The following is an 18,003-nucleotide window of genomic DNA, read 5'->3' as shown; positions in this document are numbered from 1 at the left end:
GGAACTGCGCGACCAGCCACGACGGCAGCGGCACCATGGTGACGGCCCCACCGCCCCGCCCCCCCCCGGCGACGACCGAAGGGTCAGACCCCGGCCCCGACCCGCTCCTCGACCGGCACAGGCACCCGCCCCCCAGGCAAAATCCGACCCAACCAAGCGGAGCGCCCGGCGGCCAACGGCCCAAGCACGGCAAGCACCAGCACATACCCGGCGATGAACGGCGAAAGCCGCTCGTCGAGCCCCGCGCCGGCGGCCATCGTGGCCAGGATCAACGCGAACTCCCCCCGAGCCAGCAGCGTCGTAGCGATATTGGCGGCGGGCCCGGCCCCGAACCCGTACACCCTGGCAGCCCCCAACCCGGCCAGCACATTCATCACCAGCGTCACCGCGACAGCGGCCAGCACCGGCCACACCACACTCGGCAGATCCCCGGGATCGATCGACAACCCGAATCCGAAGAAGAAGATCGCGCCGAAGGCGTCCCGCAACGGATGCACCAGCTTCAGGATGCGCGGCCCGGACGCGGTCGACCCGAGCATGAGTCCGACCATGAACGCCCCGATCGCGTCGGCCACCCCGAACCACTCGGAGACCCCGGCCACGAACACGGCGGCACCGAGGAACGAGATGACGAGCAGCTCGTCGTCCTTGGTGTTGAAGAGCTTGCCGACGACCCGGGTCCCGAACCGCGCGGCGAGCGCGAGCAGCAGCAGGAACCCGAACGCCTTACCGCCGTCGATCACCGCCGCGGACAGCGAGTCGGCGCCGGACAGGATCGGCTGCAACGCGGCCAGGTACAGCGCCAGGAAGATGTCCTCGACCACGATGATGCCGAGGATCGGCTTGGTCTCCGGATTGCCGAGGCGCCCGGTGTCGACCAGCACCTTGGTGACGATCGCGGACGACGAGATGCCGAGTACCCCGGCGAGGACCAGAGCCTCGGAGGTGCCCCACCCGAGGGCGAATCCGAAGCCGAGGCCGGCGCCGACGTTCAGCGCGAGGTACGTCCCGCCGGCGACGGCCATCTTGCGGCCGCCCGCCTTGAGGTCGTCGATGTGGAACTCGAGGCCGAGATAGAAGAGCAGCAGGACCAGACCGAGCGCGGAGAGCATCTCCAGGTCGTGCGGGTCCGACAGGAGCACGACGCCCGGTGTGTGGGGGCCGAGCAGGATCCCGGCCAGGATGAACAGGGGGATCGTGGGAAGTCCGATGCGCCCGCCGAGGCGGGCGAGAACGGCGGCGGCGAGAAAGGCGCCGCCCATGGCTATCAAGGTGTCTGCGTGTCCGATGGGCCCGTTCCTCCTTGTACTGGCGACCCGCTTTGGTAAAGGGATCGTCAAGAAAACGTCAATAGTTAGCTTACCAAAGTACTCGGAGGGCAGGCCGAAGGTCCCGTGGTGGGGTTCTCCCCACCCCCGATCCGCCGGTCGCCCTCATGGTCCACGGGGCCCTGGAATCCGTACGTTCGAGGTATCGGCACCGACACCGACACCGGCACGTACGAGAGGGCGACCATGGGCCTGCGCAAGAAGCGCCAGCGTCACGACGAGGCACCGCGCGAGGGCGGCTGGGCCGTCGAACTGCGCGGCGTACGCCGTCAGTACGGTCGCGGGGCAGCCGCGGTGCACGCCCTGCGCGGCATCGAACTCGCCCTGCCCACCGGCACGTTCACCGCCGTGATGGGCCCCTCCGGCTCCGGCAAGTCGACGTTCCTGCAGTGCGCGGCGGGCCTGGACCGCCCCACCGACGGCACCGTCGCCCTCGGCGGCACGACGATCACCGGCATGAACGAGAACAGGCTCACCGAGCTGCGCCGCACCCGCCTCGGCTTCGTCTTCCAGGCGTTCAACCTGCTGCCCTCGCTCACCGTCGAGCAGAACGTGCTGCTCCCGATGCGCCTGGCCGGACAGCGCCCCGACCGCCGCCGCGCAGCCGACGTCCTCACCCGGGTCGGCCTCGGCGACAAGGGAAAGCGCCGCCCCGGCGAACTCTCCGGCGGCCAGCAGCAGCGCGTCGCCATCGCCCGCGCCCTCGTCACGAGCCCCGACGTGATCTTCGCCGACGAGCCGACCGGCGCCCTCGACACCACGACCGCCCGCGAGATCCTGGGACTGCTGCGCGCCGCCGTCGACCGGATGGGCGCCACCGTCGTCATGGTCACGCACGACCCGGTGGCCGCCGCCCACGCGGACCGCGTCCTGTTCCTCGCCGACGGCCTGATCGTGGACCACCTCGAAGGCGCCCCGGCCGACGCCATCGCCGCCCGCATGAACACCCTCACCGCCCGCGCCGCAGTCCCGGCGGCCGCCTGATGTTCCGCCCCAACGGCCTGGCCCGGGCCGCACTGCGCTTCAAGCCCGCCGCGTTCGCGGGCACCTTCGTCGCCCTGATGATGGCCGCCCTGATCGTCTCGGCGTGCGGCATCCTCCTGGAGACGGGGATACGGGCGTCGGTCCCGCCCGAGCGCTACGCGAACGCCCCCGTCGTGGTCGCCGCCGACCAGCGCGCCCACCGGATCACCGGCTCCGGCGACACCCGCGAGGACGAGGCGGTCCCGCTCCCGGACCGGGCCCGGCTCGCCGACTCCCTCGCGGCGAAGGCGGGCACGGCCCCCGGCGCCCGCACGGCGGTCGCCGACCTCACCTTCCCGGTCCAGCGCGACGGCCGGGCCGCCGACGCCCACAACTGGGCCTCCACCGCCTTCACCGGCGAGAAACTGACCTCGGGCCGCGCCCCGGAATCCGGCGAGATCGTCACCTCGGGCGGCGCCCGCACCGGCGACCGCGTCACCCTCACCACCCCCGAGGGCGCGCACACCTACCGCGTCTCCGGCACGACGACGGGCGGCGGCACGTTCTGGCTCGCGGACTCCGACGCCGTACGCGCCTCAGGGCACCCGGGGCGGACCGACGCGATCGCCGTCCTGCCCAAGGCCGGAGTCTCCGCGGCCACCCTCGCCTCACAGGTCGAACACGCCCTGTCCGGCGCGAAGGCGGCACACGTGCACACCGGCGACGACCGCGGCGCCGTCGAGGACGCGAGCCTCGCCGAGGCGAAGGAGACCCTCATGGGCCTCGGCGGCTCCTTCGGCGGCATCGCCACCCTCGTCGCCGTCTTCACCGCGGCCGGCACCGTCGCCCTCTCGGTGGGCCAACGGGCCCGCGAATACGCCCTGTTGCGGGCCATCGGCACCACCCCGCGCCAGATCCGCCGCGCCATCGCCACCGAGACCCTCCTGGTCGCCCCGCCCGCGGCCGCGCTCGGCTGCCTTCCCGGCATCGCCCTCGCCCACTGGTGGTTCGGCCAGCTCCGGGACAAGGGCGCGGTCCCCGGGGCCGTGGACCTCTCCGTCTCGTGGATCCCGCTCGTCGTGGCGGTGGGCGCCGCCCTGTTCACCGCGCTCCTCGCCGGTTACCTGGCCGCCCGCCGCCCCGCCCGCAGCAAGCCCGGGCAGGCCCTGGCCGAGGCGTCGGTGGAGCGGCTGCGCGTCGGCTGGATCCGCACGCCGCTGGGCATCGCGGCGGCGGTCGGGGGCGCCGTCCTCGCGGTCGTCGCCGGACAGCTCAGCGGGGACGACGCGGCCAACACCGCCCTCGGCGTCGTCATGTGCTTCATGCTCGCCGTGGCGCTGCTCGGCCCGCTGGTGGCCCGCGCCTTCGCCGGACTCTTCGGGCTCCCGCTGCGCGGCGCGGGCGCGTCGGCCTCCCTCGCGGCGGCCAACTCCCGTTCGAACGCCCGCCGTCTCGCCTCCGCGATCACTCCGATCGTCCTCGCCATGGCCTTCTCCTCCGTCCTGGTCTTCCTGCACACCAGCGAGGACCGGGCCGCCGCCGACCAGCAGAAGGCCGGCATCACGGCCGACCACATCGTCACGTCCCGTGCGGGCCTGGCCCCGGACGCCGTCACCGAGGCCGGCCGCATCTCCGGGGTCACCGCCGCCGTCGGGGTGTACCGCTCCTCGGTGCTCGTCCCGGCGGCCGGCTCGCTGATGCCGGCGTCCACCCAGGCCGTCACCGGCACCGCCCGGGACCTCGCCCGCGTCCAGGACCTGAAGGTCACCCACGGCGCCCTGGACCTGTCGTCCCCGGACCGCGTGGCCCTGGACGCCTCGCTGGCGGACAGCCTTGACGTGGGAGTCGGCGACCACGTCGCCCTGCACCTGCCCGACGGCACCAAGGCGTCCCCGACGGTCTCGGCCACGTACGAACGCGGTCTGGGCCTCGCACAGGTCACGCTTCCCCGCGCGGCGTTGGCGGGCCACGTCACGAACCCGTACGCCACCGAACTCTGGACCAAGGGCGGCACGACACACGCCCTGTCCGCCCTGGGCACGCCGCTGGCCCGCGCCGACTACACCTCCGCGCAGTCCCTGGACCGGGAGCTGAACGCCTGGGCGAACACGACGATGGCCGCCGTGCTGGGCGGGTTCGCGGCGATCGCGGCGGCGAACACGCTGGTGATGACCGTCCTGGACCGCCGACGGGAACTCGGCACCCTGCGGCTGATCGGCTCTACCCGACGCCAGGTGCTCCGCATGATCCACTGGGAGGCGCTCCTGGTGACGGGCACCGGCATCGTCCTCGGCACGGCCATCGCCCTGGCCACCCTGACCCCCATGACCCAGGGCCTCCTGGACCGTTCCCCCTACATCCCCCCGCCCCTCTACGCCGCATTCGCCGCGGCAACCCTCACCCTGGGCCTGGCCTCCACCACCCTCCCGGCCAGATGGACAATCCGCAGGTAGCCCGCGGCACCCGTGGGTTTGCCGTTCACCTGCGGCCTTCCCCGCGCCCCTTGGGTTGTCGGTCGGCTGACGGCCGGTGGGGCTTCTCGCGCAGTTCCCCGCGCCCCTGAGATGCGCACTTCGTGCGGCATCTCATCAAAGGCGCGCCACCCACCCTTCAGGAGAGGCGCGCCCCTGGCCAAGGTGGAGGCGCGCCACCTGCCCAAGGTGGAGGCGCGCCCCGTCCCTCCAGGAGAGGCGCGCGAAGCGCAGCCTCAGGGGGAGGCGGCGCGAAGCGCCTGCCTCAGGGGCGCGGGGAACTGCGCGAGAAGCGGCCACCGGCGGTCAGCCGACAACGGATGAGCAGCGCGTAGCGCACGCTCCAGGGGCGCGGGGAACTGCGCGAGAAGCGGCCACCGGCCGTCAGCCGAAGGCCAACCCATCAGGGGCGCGGGGAACTGCGCAACGCACCTACCCTCACCCCATGCTGACCCTCACCGAAGTAGAGGCCCTGGCCCGCCAGGCCCACGCCACCCAGACCGACAAGGCCGGCCACCCCTACACCGAGCACCTGCAAGCCGTAGCCGACGGAGTCAAAGCCCACAACGGCACCGAAGAGCAGATCGCGGCAGCCTGGCTCCACGACGCGATCGAGGACAACGCCCTCTCCGAGGAATGGCTGACGACAGCACCGCTCACGGACCACACCAAGGCCATGATCCGAGCCCTGACGAAACAGAAGGGCGAGGACCCGGAGACCTACGCCCACCGCATCCTCGCCACCCCCGGCGCCCGCCTGATCAAGGAGGCGGACCTGGCCCACAACACGAACCCGGCCCGCCTGGCGACCCTGGACGAGCCGACCCGCACCCGCCTGACCCGGAAATACGCGAAGATGCGCACCCTCCTCGGCCTGGCCCCGGAAACGAACCCGGAAAAGAACTAAGCCCCGTGCCGCCGCCGCGCCAACTCAGCGGCATCCCGCCGGAACGCCCACTCCATCTTCGGCTCCATGGCGAACCGGAACAGCCGCTGCACAGGCGGCGTACACAGCACGGTGATGATGGACGCGGCAATGACCGTGACGACGATCTCGCCCCACGGCGTGTGCACCCAGGCGGCGTCGAACCAGCCCCAGAACCGGGACCCCTTCGCCAGGAACCCGTGCAGCAGATACCCGTAGAGCGTCCCCGCACCGAGCACCGTGAACCACATCTTCCGCCCCGGCACCCAGGCGAAGAAGCAGGCGGTGAGCACGACCGAGGCGCCGAACAGCGCGAGCGTCATCACGATGCCGGCCCACCACGAAGCACCCAGCTCCTGCGCGCTGTCGCGGTGGTAGAACCAGGCGGACGTCATCCGGGGTCCGGCCCAGTACGCGAGAGCGAGCGCGCACAGCGCGACCGGCACCGCCAGGATCCGTACCTCGCGCCGCCGCACCAGCTGGAAGTGCTCGGGCTTCAGGCACAGGCCGAGGACGAAGAACGGCAGGAACTGCAGCACCCGCTGAAGGTCCAGGTCGTCCCCGAGTTCCGGCGAGATGGACGCCAGCGCGGCGACGGCGACGGCCAGCGGCAGCGGCCACCGCACGATCTTCCAGATCGGCGTGGTCAGCCGCCACACGAACAGCGCGACGAGGAACCAGGTCAGGTACCAGGGGTCGAGCAGACTGATCGGGTAGTCGGGGTCGCCCCCGGCGGTCCGCTTGAAGAAGGTGTACGCGATCTCGAAGAGGACGTACGGGACCGCGACCCCGGTGATCAGCCGCTTGAGTCGGTGGGGGCTCGCGTCGAAGGACCGCGAGAAATAACCGGAGATGACGATGAACGCCGGCATGTGGAAGGTGTAGACGACCATGTACAGCGCCTCGGCGGCGCGGCTGCGGTCGGTCAGCGGTTCCCAGGAGTGCCCCATCGCCACGAACACGATGGCGAGGTACTTGGCGTTGTCGAAGAACGCGTCCCGCTGCTTCGCCCTGGGGGCGCCGGCGGGAGCGGGAGCCGCTGCCGGGCTGGGAGGCTGCCGGGTCTTGGGGGACGGCACGCCGTCCGCGGGAACCGCGGCCGGGGGGAGAGGCGTGCGATGCGAGCCGTGCGGATACAGCGAGCTGGTCACAGGCCCTCCCGCCGAGAACTCGGGGAGACCGTCCGGGACCGCACTGCGCCGGAGGAGGTCATGGCAGTGTGGAACATCTGAGGCACCCTAGTGGTGCCTGTGGGATTTCGTAAAACCCGCAATGTGATTCCTCCTTATCGCTTCCGGGTACCCCCGGATTCGCGGAAGTCGACATGCGTCCGTACGTCGTCGAACTCGTGACGATCTGTCCGTCATCACACTGTTAATCCCACTTAAACAGCGCATATCGCCCTCGGTCGACTACGCCGGAATGCCCCCGTACGAGCCATTCCGTACCGTGCCGTCCTGGGGCGGTAATGAGCCGCCGAATTCCCTGGATTCACCTGTGCGTATGCCAGGTGGAAAGCGCGTGAAAACCGGGAACGACATGCGAGGGGCATGTGTGCGCCGCACGTGCCCCGATGGAAACGATCAAGCCGAATTCCGACCCCCGCCGGCGCCCCTGTGGACCCCCGCCATCCCTGCCGCGACGTGCGCCGCACCCGCGCCGCGGGCATGCGCATCGTTCGCGCCCCCGTGCCCGCGTGGCCGACGATGCGTCACCGACCGCATACAGGGGCCGGGTTGGTGGCACGATGGTTCTGGCGGGGGGTGTGCGGGGCTGTGCCCCCCGGGCCGGGAGAGCGGACCGACCTAGGGTGTGATCAGTGTGGCCATTTCGCTGTCAGTGGTGCTGTTGTTGGCGATCGTCCTCGTGGTGCTCATGCGCGGAGGCTCGATCAAGGCGGGGCCCGCCATAGTCGCGGTGCTCTTCGGCTTCTTCCTGGCGTCGACCGGAATGGCTCCCGCGATCAACAACTTCCTCAACTCCGTCGCGGAGAGCATCAGCTCGATCAATTTCTGAGGCCGGGGCCGGGGATCGAGAAAGGCCCCGGCCCGGCCCGCGTCCCCCATGAGCCCCGGGAAGAGCCCCCGGAACGCGAACAAGGCCAGACCGAGAACGAATCCTCTGGCCTGGCCTTGTGCCGAATGGAGCGGGCGACGGGAATCGAACCCGCGTAGCTAGTTTGGAAGACTAGGGCTCTACCATTGAGCTACGCCCGCACAGCGCCCACCACCGATCACCGGCGGCGGCACGAAAGGCATCGTAGCGGGTCATGGGCCTCGCCCGCACACCCCCTTTCGGGCGCCCCCGCCGACGGCCGTGCCGACGACCTCGCCGGCCTCCGCGCCGCGGTCCGGAATGCGGGGGCCGCACGGTCTGCGGGCATGTACCCTACGTGTCGCACCGAACGGGGTGTGGCGCAGCTTGGTAGCGCGTCCGCTTTGGGAGCGGAAGGCCGTGGGTTCAAATCCCGCCACCCCGACCAGCTACTTCACCCAGTCTCCCGCCCGCATCACGGGCTGCTTCAAGATCGCATTGTGGCTGGGCTGCGGCGTGCCGTTACTATGCAAGCTGCATGCCCGTGTGTCTCTCAACCGGGCAGAACCCAAGAAGTCAGCCCCCAAGGAGACCGAACCGTGAAGAGCGCCGTGGAGACCCTGAACCCGACCCGGGTTCGGCTCAGCATCGAGGTGCCCTTCGAGGAGCTCAAGGACAGCCTCGACGCGGCGTACAAGAAGATCAACCAGCAGGTCACGGTGAAGGGCTTCCGCAAGGGCAAGATCCCGGCCCGCGTCATCGACCAGCGCTTCGGCCGCGGTGCGGTGCTGGAGGAGGCCGTCAACGACGCCCTCCCGAAGTTCTACACCGAGGCGGTCAACGAGGCCGAGCTGAACGTCCTCGGCCAGCCCGAGGTCGACATCACGGAGCTGAAGGACGGCGAGACGCTGAACTTCACCGCCGAGGTCGACATCCGCCCGGCCATCGAGATCCCGGACTACTCCGGCATCGAGGTCGAGGTCGACGCGGTGGAGGTCACCGACGAGGACATCGAGAAGTCGGTCGAGCAGCTGCGCGACCGCTTCGCCTCGACCTCCCCGGTCGAGCGCGCCGCCGAGGACGGCGACGTCGTCACGATCGACCTTGAGGCCAAGGTCGAGGGCGAGGTCCTGGAGGACGGCGTCGCTTCGGGCGTCTCCTACACCATCGGCTCCGGTGAACTGCTGGATGGCATCGACGACGCCGTGAAGGGCCTGGAGGCCGGTGGCGAGGCCACCTTCACCTCCGAGCTCAAGGGCGGCTCCGCCGAGGGCAAGGAGGCCGAGGTCACCGTCAAGGTCACCCAGGTCGCCGCCCGCGAACTCCCGGCCCTGGACGACGAGTTCGCCCAGCTCGCCTCCGAGTTCGACACCCTCGACGAGCTGAAGGCCGACAGCCGCAAGCGCCTCGAGAACATGAAGCAGTACGACCAGGCCACGCAGGCCCAGGAGCGTGTCCTGGAGAAGCTGCTCGAGCTGGTCGAGGTCCCCGTCCCCGAGAAGCTGCTCGACGACGAGGTCAACACCCGCAAGCACAACCTCGAGCACCACCAGCTCGGCCAGATGGGCCTGGACATCGAGAAGTACCTCGAGATCCAGGGCAAGACGGTCGAGGAGTTCGACGCCGAGACGCGCGAGCAGGCCGTCAAGGGCATCAAGACGCAGTTCGTCCTCGACGAGCTCGTCAACAAGGAGAAGCTGAACGTGAACCAGGAGGAGCTCACCGAGCACCTCATGCGTCGCGCCGCCTCCTCCGGCATGTCCCCCGACCAGTTCGCCCAGGCGGTCGTCGAGGGTGGCCAGGTTCCGATGCTGGTCGGCGAGGTCGCCCGCGGCAAGGCTCTTGCCGTGGTCGTCGAGGCCGCCACCGTCAAGGACACCAACGGTGAGGTCGTCGACCTCGAGGACGACGAGGACGAGGCCGCTGCCGCCGAGGCGCCGGCCGAGGAGTCCCAGGACGCCTGATCGTCCGTAGCGTCATCAGCGAAGGCCCCCGGGACATGTGATGTCCCGGGGGCCTTCGCGCCCCGCCAGGGGCGCGGGGCTGTGTCTGTTTGCGGCTCCGCCGCGTGGGCGCGCTCAGCCACGTGCGAGCCGCACCCGCCGTGGTCGCTCGCGTGGCAGACGCGCCTGCGGGTCCGTGGGGCTTCTCGCGCAGTTCCCCGCGCCCCTGGCGGGGCTGACCTGAACCTGCGCTCACAGCGAACAGTTCCATCTGCGGGATTCCCCGAAGGGACCCGCGCGTTAGGGTCCATGAAGAGGAGGGCAGGGGAGTCCCTGAGCAAGGGCCCCGCCCCCAGCTAGAGACGCGAGACGGCGCGTGGCCGTCAGAGACGAGCAGGTGGATACGTGACGATTCAGATGCCTTCCGCCGCAGGCGAGCCGTCCATCGGTGGTGGCCTCGGCGACCATGTCTACAACCGGCTGCTCGGCGAGCGGATCGTCTTCCTCGGCCAGCAGGTCGACGACGAAATCGCCAACAAGATCACCGCGCAGATGCTGCTCCTTGCCGCCGACCCGGACAAGGACATCTACCTCTACATCAACAGCCCCGGCGGCTCGGTGACGGCCGGCATGGCGATCTACGACACCATGCAGTACATCCCGAACGACGTGGTCACGATCGGTATGGGTATGGCGGCCTCGATGGGCCAGTTCCTGCTCACCGGTGGCAGCGCGGGCAAGCGCTTCGCGCTCCCGAACACCGACATCCTGATGCACCAGGGCTCCGCCGGTATCGGTGGTACGGCCTCGGACGTCAAGATCCAGGCCGAGTACCTGCTGCGGACGAAGCAGCGCATGGCGCGGATCACCGCCGAGCACTCCGGCCAGACCATCGAGACGATCATCCGTGACGGTGACCGCGACCGCTGGTACACCGCCGAGGAGGCCAAGGAGTACGGCCTCATCGACGAGATCATCACTGCCGCTACGGGTGTTCCGGGCGGCGGCGGCACGGGCGCCTGAGCCCAGGCCCCGATCCCAGCCCACTGCCTCCCTCACCAGGACGGAACACCGCCATCATGAACAACATCCCCGGCAGCGGCCTCTACACGGGCCCGCAGGTCGACAACCGCTACGTGATCCCGCGCTTCGTCGAGCGCACCTCGCAGGGCGTGCGTGAGTACGACCCGTACGCGAAGCTGTTCGAGGAGCGCGTGATCTTCCTCGGCGTCCAGATCGACGACGCCTCGGCCAACGACGTCATGGCGCAGCTGCTGTGCCTGGAGTCGATGGACCCGGACCGCGACATCTCCATCTACATCAACAGCCCCGGCGGCTCGTTCACGGCCCTCACGGCCATCTACGACACGATGCAGTTCGTGAAGCCGGACATCCAGACGGTCTGCATGGGCCAGGCGTCCTCCGCGGCCGCCGTCCTGCTCGCCGCCGGCACCCCGGGCAAGCGCATGGCCCTGCCGAACGCGCGCGTCCTGATCCACCAGCCCTCCGGCGGCACCGGCCGCGAGCAGCTCTCCGACCTGGAGATCGCGGCCAACGAGATCCTCCGGATGCGTACGCAGCTGGAAGACATGCTGGCCAAGCACTCGACGACGCCGATCGAGAAGATCCGCGACGACATCGAGCGCGACAAGATCCTCACGGCCGAGGACGCCCTCGCGTACGGCCTGGTGGACCAGATCATCTCCACCCGCAAGATGAACAACGAGGCGATCGCGTAACCGCGCGCTGTATCGTCTGCCATTCCCCGGCACGGTTCACGTCAAAGTGAACCGTGCCAAGGGGGGCCCGAACGGGGGGCCCGGCAAGGTACCGTCGGATACAGGCACCAGGAGTCGCTGAACGTGGCGTCTCCCAGGCGAAGGGGAAGCACCTCGTGGCACGCATCGGTGACGGCGGCGATCTGCTCAAGTGCTCGTTCTGCGGAAAGAGCCAGAAGCAGGTCAAAAAGCTCATCGCAGGCCCCGGTGTATACATCTGCGACGAGTGCATCGACCTCTGCAACGAGATCATCGAGGAAGAGCTCGCCGAGACGAGCGAAGTGCGTTGGGAAGAGCTTCCCAAGCCGCGCGAGATCTACGAGTTCCTCGAGGGCTACGTCGTGGGCCAGGAGGCCGCCAAGAAGGCGCTCTCCGTGGCGGTGTACAACCACTACAAGCGCGTCCAGGCCGGGGAGAACGGCGGGGGCAGCAGCCGTGACGACGCCATCGAACTGGCGAAGTCCAACATCCTGCTGCTCGGCCCGACCGGCTCCGGCAAGACGCTCCTCGCACAGACCCTGGCCCGGATGCTGAACGTGCCGTTCGCGATCGCGGACGCCACGGCGCTCACCGAGGCGGGCTACGTCGGCGAGGACGTCGAGAACATCCTGCTGAAGCTCATCCAGGCCGCTGACTACGACGTCAAGAAGGCCGAGACGGGCATCATCTACATCGACGAGATCGACAAGGTCGCGAGGAAGAGCGAGAACCCTTCCATCACGCGCGACGTGTCGGGCGAGGGCGTCCAGCAGGCCCTGCTCAAGATCCTCGAAGGCACGACGGCCTCGGTCCCGCCGCAGGGCGGTCGCAAGCACCCGCACCAGGAGTTCATCCAGATCGACACGACGAACGTGCTGTTCATCGTGGGCGGCGCCTTCGCCGGTCTGGAGAAGATCATCGAGTCGCGGGCCGGCGCCAAGGGCATCGGCTTCGGCGCGACGATCCACTCCAAGCGCGAGCTGGAGGAGAAGGACCAGTTCCAGGAGGTCATGCCGGAGGACCTGGTGAAGTTCGGGATGATCCCCGAGTTCATCGGCCGTCTCCCCGTCATCACCTCGGTCCACAACCTGGACCGCGAGGCCCTGCTCCAGATCCTCGTCGAGCCGCGCAACGCACTGGTGAAGCAGTACCAGCGCCTGTTCGAACTCGACGGTGTGGAGCTGGACTTCGAGCGCGAGGCGCTGGAGGCCATCGCCGACCAGGCGATCCTGCGCCGCACCGGTGCGCGAGGTCTGCGGGCCATCATGGAGGAGGTCCTCCAGTCGGTGATGTACGAGGTCCCGTCCCGCAAGGACGTGGCCCGTGTCGTCATCACAGCGGAGGCCGTCCACTCGAACGTGAACCCGACGCTGATCCCGCGCGATGTGCGGGGCGGCGGCAGCGGGGAGCAGAAGTCGGCGTAGCCGTACGGCATCTGACGCAGCGAAGGGCCCCGACCGGATCTCCGGTCGGGGCCCTTTCGCGTACCGCCGCACGTGTTACGCGGGGACGCGGACTTCCTTGCGGAGCTTGGCGGTGATGTCCGCCGCGGACTTCAGGTCCGCCGTCTTGCCGGACATCATGTCCGAGAGCGTGATCGGGATGACCAGGGCGACCGTGCTGTTGTCGGCCCAGATGCAGACCGGCATGTGGACGTCCTTGCCGGCGGTCGAGCCGGCCGCGGAGCCGTCCGTCTTCAGTTCCTGGCACTTCATGACGTAGTCGTCCGTGCTGTAGTCCGTGGGGCTGCCGACCAGCGAGGTCTTGCCGTCGCCACTGCTGCCGAGCGCGCCCTTGTCGAACATGCCGGTGACGAGCTTGCCGGGGTCGTCGATCTCGCCGTAGGCGCCCTGGAACTGCAACATCTTGCCGTTCAGGGGGTCGGAGGCTTCCCCTGCCTTGTAGGAGGCGTTGACGGGCGTGCCGTTCTTCAGGCCGTCCTTCTCGGCGTCCTGCATGTCCGAGGAGCTGAAGCCACCGGTCGTACTGGCGTCCTTCTTGTACTCGGTGAGGACCGTCGCGGGTGTCGACAGCTTGTGGGCGCCGTCGTCGGAGACGCTCTGGCTGCCGCTCCCGCTCCCGCCGATCACGAAGTACGCCCCCACGCCGATCGCCGCGACCACCGCGACCGCGCCGATGATGAGGCCGACCTTCTTGCCGCCGCCACCGCCGGCCGGGGGCTGCGGCGGGTACTGGCCGTACTGGTCCTGGCCGTACGGGGCCTGCTGCTGCGGGTAGCCGTACCCGGCCTGCGGGGCCTGGGGCTGCTGCGGCTGCTGGCCGTACGGGTTCGGCTGCTGGGGCGGGACACCGGGGGGTGCCTGCTGGGGATACCCGTAGCCGGGCTGCGGGGGCTGCTGCGGCTGCTGCTGGCCGTACGGGCCAGGCTGCTGCGGCTGCTGGCCGTACGGCCCCGGCTGCTGCGGCTGCTGGCCTCCGTAGGGGCCCGGCTGGTTGTAGCTCATGGGTTGGGTTCCCTCCCGATGCTTATGTGCTCCTGACATCCTGGCGTACGCCCGTGCGGATCGGGCCACCGGATTCGGTTTCAGTACGGGACTGTGACCCCTCTAAACTGGCTGCGTGACCGAGAACTCTCAGCAGCAGCACTCAGCGCCCACCACCGAACTGCCGACCCAGTACGCGCCGGCCGAGGTAGAGGAGACGCTGTACGAGCGCTGGGTAGACCGGGGCTATTTCACGGCGGACGCCAAGAGCGAGAAGCCGCCGTACACGATCGTCATCCCGCCGCCGAACGTCACGGGCTCGCTCCACCTGGGCCATGCCTTCCAGCACACGCTCATGGACGCCCTCACCCGCCGCAAGCGCATGCAGGGCTTCGAGGCGCTGTGGCTGCCCGGCATGGACCACGCCGGCATCGCGACGCAGAACAAGGTGGAGCAGCAGCTCGCCGAGGAGGGCAAGTCGCGGCACGACATCGGCCGTGAGGCCTTCGTCGCGAAGACGTGGGAGTGGAAGGAGCAGTACGGCGGCCGGATCCTCGGCCAGATGCGCCGCCTCGGCGACGGCGTCGACTGGTCGCGTGAGCGCTTCACGATGGACGATGGCCTGTCCAGCGCCGTCCAGACCATCTTCAAGCGGCTCTACGACGACGAGCTGATCTACCGCGCCGAGCGCATCATCAACTGGTGCCCGCGCTGCCTGACCGCCATCTCGGACATCGAGGTGGACTACCAGGACGACGACGGCGAGCTGGTCTCGCTGAAGTACGGCGAGGGCAACGACAGCGTGGTCGTCGCGACCACCCGGGTCGAGACGATGCTCGGTGACACCGCGGTCGCCGTCCACCCGGACGACGAGCGGTACGCGCACCTCATCGGCAAGCGCATCAAGCTGCCGCTGACGGACCGCACGATCCCGGTCGTTGCGGACACGCATGTCGACCCGGAGTTCGGCACCGGCGCCGTGAAGGTCACGCCCGCCCACGACCCGAACGACTTCGCGATCGGCCAGCGGCACGACCTCGAATTCATGACGATCATGGACGAGCGCGGGGTCATCACGGTCCCCGGCCCGTTCCAGGGTCTGGACCGGTTCGAGGCGCGCTCCGCCATCGTCGACGCCATGCGTCAGCAGGGCCGCGTCGTCGCCGAGAAGCGCCCCTACGTCCACTCGGTCGGCCACTGCTCGCGCTGCCGGACCACCATCGAGCCGCGCCTGTCGCTCCAGTGGTGGGTCAAGGTCGAGACGCTGGCCAAGGCTGCCGGTGACGCCGTCCGCGACGGCCGGGTCACGCTCCACCCCAAGGAGATGGAGAAGCGGTACTTCGACTGGGTCGACAACCTCAACGACTGGTGCATCTCGCGTCAGCTGTGGTGGGGCCACCGCATCCCGGTCTGGTACGGGCCGAACGGCGAGGTCGTCTGCGTGGGCCCCGACGAGCAGCCGCCCGGCACCGAGGCCGAGGGCTGGAAGCAGGACGAGGACGTCCTCGACACCTGGTTCTCGTCCGGTCTGTGGCCGTTCTCCACGCTGGGCTGGCCCGAGCAGACCCCGGATCTGGAGAAGTTCTACTCGACCGACGTCCTGCTCACCGGCCACGACATCATCTTCTTCTGGGTCGTCCGGATGATGATGTTCGGTCTGTACGCGATGGACGGCGAGGTCCCGTTCAAGACGGTCGCCCTGACCGGTCTCGTCCGCGACGAGAACGGCAAGAAGATGTCGAAGTCGTTCGGCAACGTGGTGGACCCGCTGGACTGGATGGACAAGTACGGCTCGGACGCGCTCCGCTTCACGTTGGCGCGCGGCGCCAACCCGGGCACGGACGTCCCGATCGGCGAGGACTGGGTCCAGGCGTCCCGCAACTTCGCCAACAAGATCTGGAACGCCACGCGCTTCGCGCTGATGAACGGCGCGACGATCGAGGGCCCGCTGCCGGAGCCGTCCGAGATGACGGCCACCGACCGCTGGATCCTGTCCCGGCTGAACAAGACGGTGGCCGAGGTCGACGCGTTCTACGACGACTACCAGTTCGCGAAGCTCTCCGACGCGCTCTACCACTACGCGTGGGACGAGGTCTTCGACTGGTACGTCGAGCTGTCGAAGACGACGTTCATGGCGGGCGGCGAGCCGGCCAAGGTGTCGGGCCGGGTCCTCGGTGAGGTCCTCGACGTCACGCTGCGCCTGCTGCACCCGATCGTCCCCTTCGTCACCGAGACGCTGTGGACGACGCTCACCGGGCGCGAGTCCGTCGTGATCGCCGACTGGCCGAAGGACAGCGGCTTCCGCGACGAGGCGGCCGAGCGGGAGATCGCCACGGTGCAGCAGGTCGTTGTCGAGGTCCGCCGGTTCAAGGCCGAGCAGGGCCTGAAGGCGGGCCAGCGCGTCCCGGCCCGCCTCACCCTGGACGGCACCGCGCTCGCCCCGCACGAGCCGGCCATCCGCCAGCTGCTGAAGCTCCAGCCGGAGGGCGAGGACTTCTCGGCCGCGGCGACGCTTCCGGTCGCCGGCGCCGAGGTCGCGCTCGACCTGTCCGGTGCGATCGACGTGGCGGCCGAGCGCAAGCGGCTCGCCAAGGACCTCGCCGCCGCCGAGAAGGACAAGGCGCAGGCCGAGGGCAAGCTCGGGAACGAGAAGTTCCTCGGCAAGGCCCCGGAGAAGGTCGTCGACGGCATCCGGGCCCGCCTGGCCAAGGCGGACGAGGACATCGCCCGCATCCAGGCGCAGCTGGAGCGACTGCCGCAGGCGTGACCTGTACCCGTACGTGAGTGGGCCCCCGGAACCGAAAGGTTCCGGGGGCCCACTCACGTACGGCTACCGCTTGCGTCCGCGCGGCACGATCCGGGCGATCGCCGTGCCCACCGCGATCAGCGCGAACGCGGCGAGGAACAGCCACAGCACCTGCGCGCCGGTCGCGGCGAGCGCGCCGCCCGAGGCGACGGTGCCCGCGGCGGCGGCCGAGGTCGGGTTGTTGTACATGAGGGCCTCCCAGGGTGGTTCGGGGGTCACCAGGCGCGGCGGCGGCGCAGCAGCACGTCGGCGTACGCCTTGCCGTGGCAGGCCTGGAGGAAGAAGTCGAGGACGAGTTCGTACATGGAGGCGGCGACGAGCATCTGCCGCCAGCCCCGCAGCCGTACGGTCACCACCCGCTCGACCACGAAGATCCCGGTCACCGCGATCCAGAACGGCTGGACGTGCAGGCCGTCCGAGGCCAGGGCCCAGACGATGGTCCCCAGGTAGACGAAGGTGACCAGCACGCCCAGGAACGTCAGGAGCTGGCGGCCCCAGTAGCGCCAGGTGATCCGGGTCATGCCGTACTGGAAGCAGTTCTCGACGGCGCCGCGCTTCCAGCGCAGCCGCTGGCGCCACAGATCGCGCCACGTCGGCATGACCTCGGTGACCAGGGTGCATCCGGCGGGGGATATCACCTCGTACCCCAAGTGCCTGATGGCGAAGGTGAGTTCGTTGTCCTCGGTGAGGACGGTGGTGTCGTAGATGCCGCCGGTGCCGTCGCCGGCGGGCAGCGCGCCGGACCTCCTGGCCCGGGATATCTCCCGCAGGACGTGGACGGGGAAGACGGCGGCCGTGCCGGTCAGGACCAGGCAGCGGCCCTTGAGGCGGGCGACGTCACGGGCGTAGCGGGCGTACTCGTTGCGCTGGAGGTGGCCGACGAAGCCGCCGCCCCCGTCACCGCGGAAGACGCCGCCGACACCGCCGTAGCCCCGGGCCAGATGGTCGCGGGCCACGGCGAGGAACGCCGGGTCGAGGGCGCAGTCGGCGTCCGTGACGAGGACCGCGTCGGTGTCGGCGAGGGTGGGCAGCAGTGTGGCCAGGAGCTGGTTGAGCGCGCCGGCCTTCTTGTGCCGGTTGCCCTCGGTGGCGAACACCTCGGCGCCGGCCGCGCGGGCCAAGTCCGCGGTGCCGTCGGCGCAGTTGTCGGCGACCACCACGATCCGGTCCGGCGGCACGGTCTGCTGCCGCAGGCCGGCCAGGGCCGTGCCGATGCGGTCCTGTTCGTCGTGCGCGGGGATCACCGCGACCAGTTCCATTGCCAAGCAGCCCCTCGGGCCTTCGTCGTGCCGTACGGGGATTTCCGTACGCCGCCGACTGTGGGCCGGAGCT

At 69.7% G+C, this 18,003-nt stretch carries 14 protein-coding genes and 2 tRNA genes; 10 read left to right on the top strand and 6 right to left on the bottom strand.

What is annotated here, in order from left to right:
• Positions 1 to 83 precede the first annotated feature (83 nt).
• Positions 84 to 1,262, bottom strand: coding sequence for a cation:proton antiporter (locus ACFVDP_RS20985; protein ID WP_383491565.1), 1,179 nt, complete (start codon positions 1,260 to 1,262; stop codon positions 84 to 86).
• A gap of 252 nt (positions 1,263 to 1,514) precedes the next feature.
• Between ACFVDP_RS20985 and ACFVDP_RS20980 the strand changes: the two genes are divergently transcribed.
• From ACFVDP_RS20980 to ACFVDP_RS20970, 3 genes are all read left to right on the top strand, one after another.
• A complete protein-coding gene (locus tag ACFVDP_RS20980) occupies positions 1,515 to 2,312 on the top strand; it encodes an ABC transporter ATP-binding protein (RefSeq protein ID WP_383491563.1) in 798 nt (265 codons plus the stop codon).
• On the top strand, positions 2,312 to 4,744 hold the full coding sequence (locus ACFVDP_RS20975; protein ID WP_383491561.1) for an ABC transporter permease: 2,433 nt from the start codon (positions 2,312 to 2,314) through the stop codon (positions 4,742 to 4,744). The genes ACFVDP_RS20980 and ACFVDP_RS20975 overlap by 1 nt, the downstream gene beginning before the upstream one ends.
• Positions 4,745 to 5,207: 463 nt before the next feature.
• A complete protein-coding gene (locus ACFVDP_RS20970; RefSeq protein WP_383491560.1) occupies positions 5,208 to 5,669 on the top strand; it encodes an HD domain-containing protein in 462 nt (153 codons plus the stop codon).
• On the opposite strand, the gene ACFVDP_RS20965 is transcribed toward ACFVDP_RS20970, so the two are convergent.
• A complete protein-coding gene (locus ACFVDP_RS20965; RefSeq protein WP_383491558.1) occupies positions 5,666 to 6,838 on the bottom strand; it encodes an acyltransferase family protein in 1,173 nt (390 codons plus the stop codon). The genes ACFVDP_RS20970 and ACFVDP_RS20965 overlap by 4 nt on opposite strands.
• A gap of 670 nt (positions 6,839 to 7,508) precedes the next feature.
• Between ACFVDP_RS20965 and ACFVDP_RS20960 the strand changes: the two genes are divergently transcribed.
• Complete coding sequence (locus ACFVDP_RS20960) at positions 7,509 to 7,703, top strand: hypothetical protein (protein ID WP_111668373.1); 195 nt, start codon at positions 7,509 to 7,511, stop codon at positions 7,701 to 7,703.
• A 126-nt stretch (positions 7,704 to 7,829) separates the two neighbouring features.
• Here the strand turns inward: ACFVDP_RS20960 and ACFVDP_RS20955 are convergent.
• Positions 7,830 to 7,903 (bottom strand) — tRNA-Gly (locus ACFVDP_RS20955).
• Positions 7,904 to 8,092: 189 nt separating this feature from the next.
• Between ACFVDP_RS20955 and ACFVDP_RS20950 the strand changes: the two genes are divergently transcribed.
• The 5 genes from ACFVDP_RS20950 to clpX all read left to right on the top strand — a co-directional run bounded on the left by ACFVDP_RS20950 (position 8,093) and on the right by clpX (position 12,845).
• A tRNA-Pro gene (locus ACFVDP_RS20950) sits at positions 8,093 to 8,169 on the top strand.
• A 151-nt stretch (positions 8,170 to 8,320) separates the two neighbouring features.
• Complete coding sequence (tig, locus tag ACFVDP_RS20945; protein ID WP_383491555.1) at positions 8,321 to 9,685, top strand: trigger factor; 1,365 nt, start codon at positions 8,321 to 8,323, stop codon at positions 9,683 to 9,685.
• 396 nt (positions 9,686 to 10,081) lie between these two features.
• Positions 10,082 to 10,687, top strand: a complete 606-nt coding sequence (locus ACFVDP_RS20940; RefSeq protein WP_383491962.1) for an ATP-dependent Clp protease proteolytic subunit — start codon at positions 10,082 to 10,084, stop codon at positions 10,685 to 10,687.
• 56 nt (positions 10,688 to 10,743) lie between these two features.
• A complete protein-coding gene (locus ACFVDP_RS20935; RefSeq protein ID WP_361541877.1) occupies positions 10,744 to 11,403 on the top strand; it encodes an ATP-dependent Clp protease proteolytic subunit in 660 nt (219 codons plus the stop codon).
• 155 nt (positions 11,404 to 11,558) lie between these two features.
• Positions 11,559 to 12,845, top strand: a complete 1,287-nt coding sequence (clpX, locus tag ACFVDP_RS20930) for an ATP-dependent Clp protease ATP-binding subunit ClpX (protein ID WP_383491553.1) — start codon at positions 11,559 to 11,561, stop codon at positions 12,843 to 12,845.
• Positions 12,846 to 12,920: 75 nt separating this feature from the next.
• Here the strand turns inward: clpX and ACFVDP_RS20925 are convergent, their stop codons facing one another.
• Entirely contained in the window at positions 12,921 to 13,886 is a 966-nt protein-coding gene (locus ACFVDP_RS20925) for a hypothetical protein (protein ID WP_383491551.1), read from the bottom strand.
• Positions 13,887 to 14,001: 115 nt separating this feature from the next.
• Here ACFVDP_RS20925 and ACFVDP_RS20920 point away from each other — a divergent pair, with 115 nt between their 5' ends.
• Positions 14,002 to 16,632 (top strand): valine--tRNA ligase, encoded by a 2,631-nt coding sequence (locus tag ACFVDP_RS20920; RefSeq protein WP_383491549.1) that lies wholly within the window; start codon positions 14,002 to 14,004, stop codon positions 16,630 to 16,632.
• 63 nt (positions 16,633 to 16,695) lie between these two features.
• Here ACFVDP_RS20920 and ACFVDP_RS20915 read toward each other — a convergent pair whose 3' ends face one another.
• A complete protein-coding gene (locus ACFVDP_RS20915; RefSeq protein ID WP_383491547.1) occupies positions 16,696 to 16,860 on the bottom strand; it encodes a hypothetical protein in 165 nt (54 codons plus the stop codon).
• Positions 16,861 to 16,886: 26 nt separating this feature from the next.
• Positions 16,887 to 17,930 carry a glycosyltransferase gene (locus ACFVDP_RS20910; RefSeq protein ID WP_383491960.1) on the bottom strand — a complete coding sequence of 348 codons (1,044 nt, stop codon included), beginning with the start codon at positions 17,928 to 17,930 and terminating at the stop codon, positions 16,887 to 16,889.
• Positions 17,931 to 18,003: the final 73 nt, after the last annotated feature.

This window comes from Streptomyces sp. NPDC057694 (assembly GCF_042799415.1).
Lineage (GTDB): Bacteria > Actinomycetota > Actinomycetes > Streptomycetales > Streptomycetaceae > Streptomyces.
This window is presented reverse-complemented; position numbering and strand designations above follow the sequence as displayed.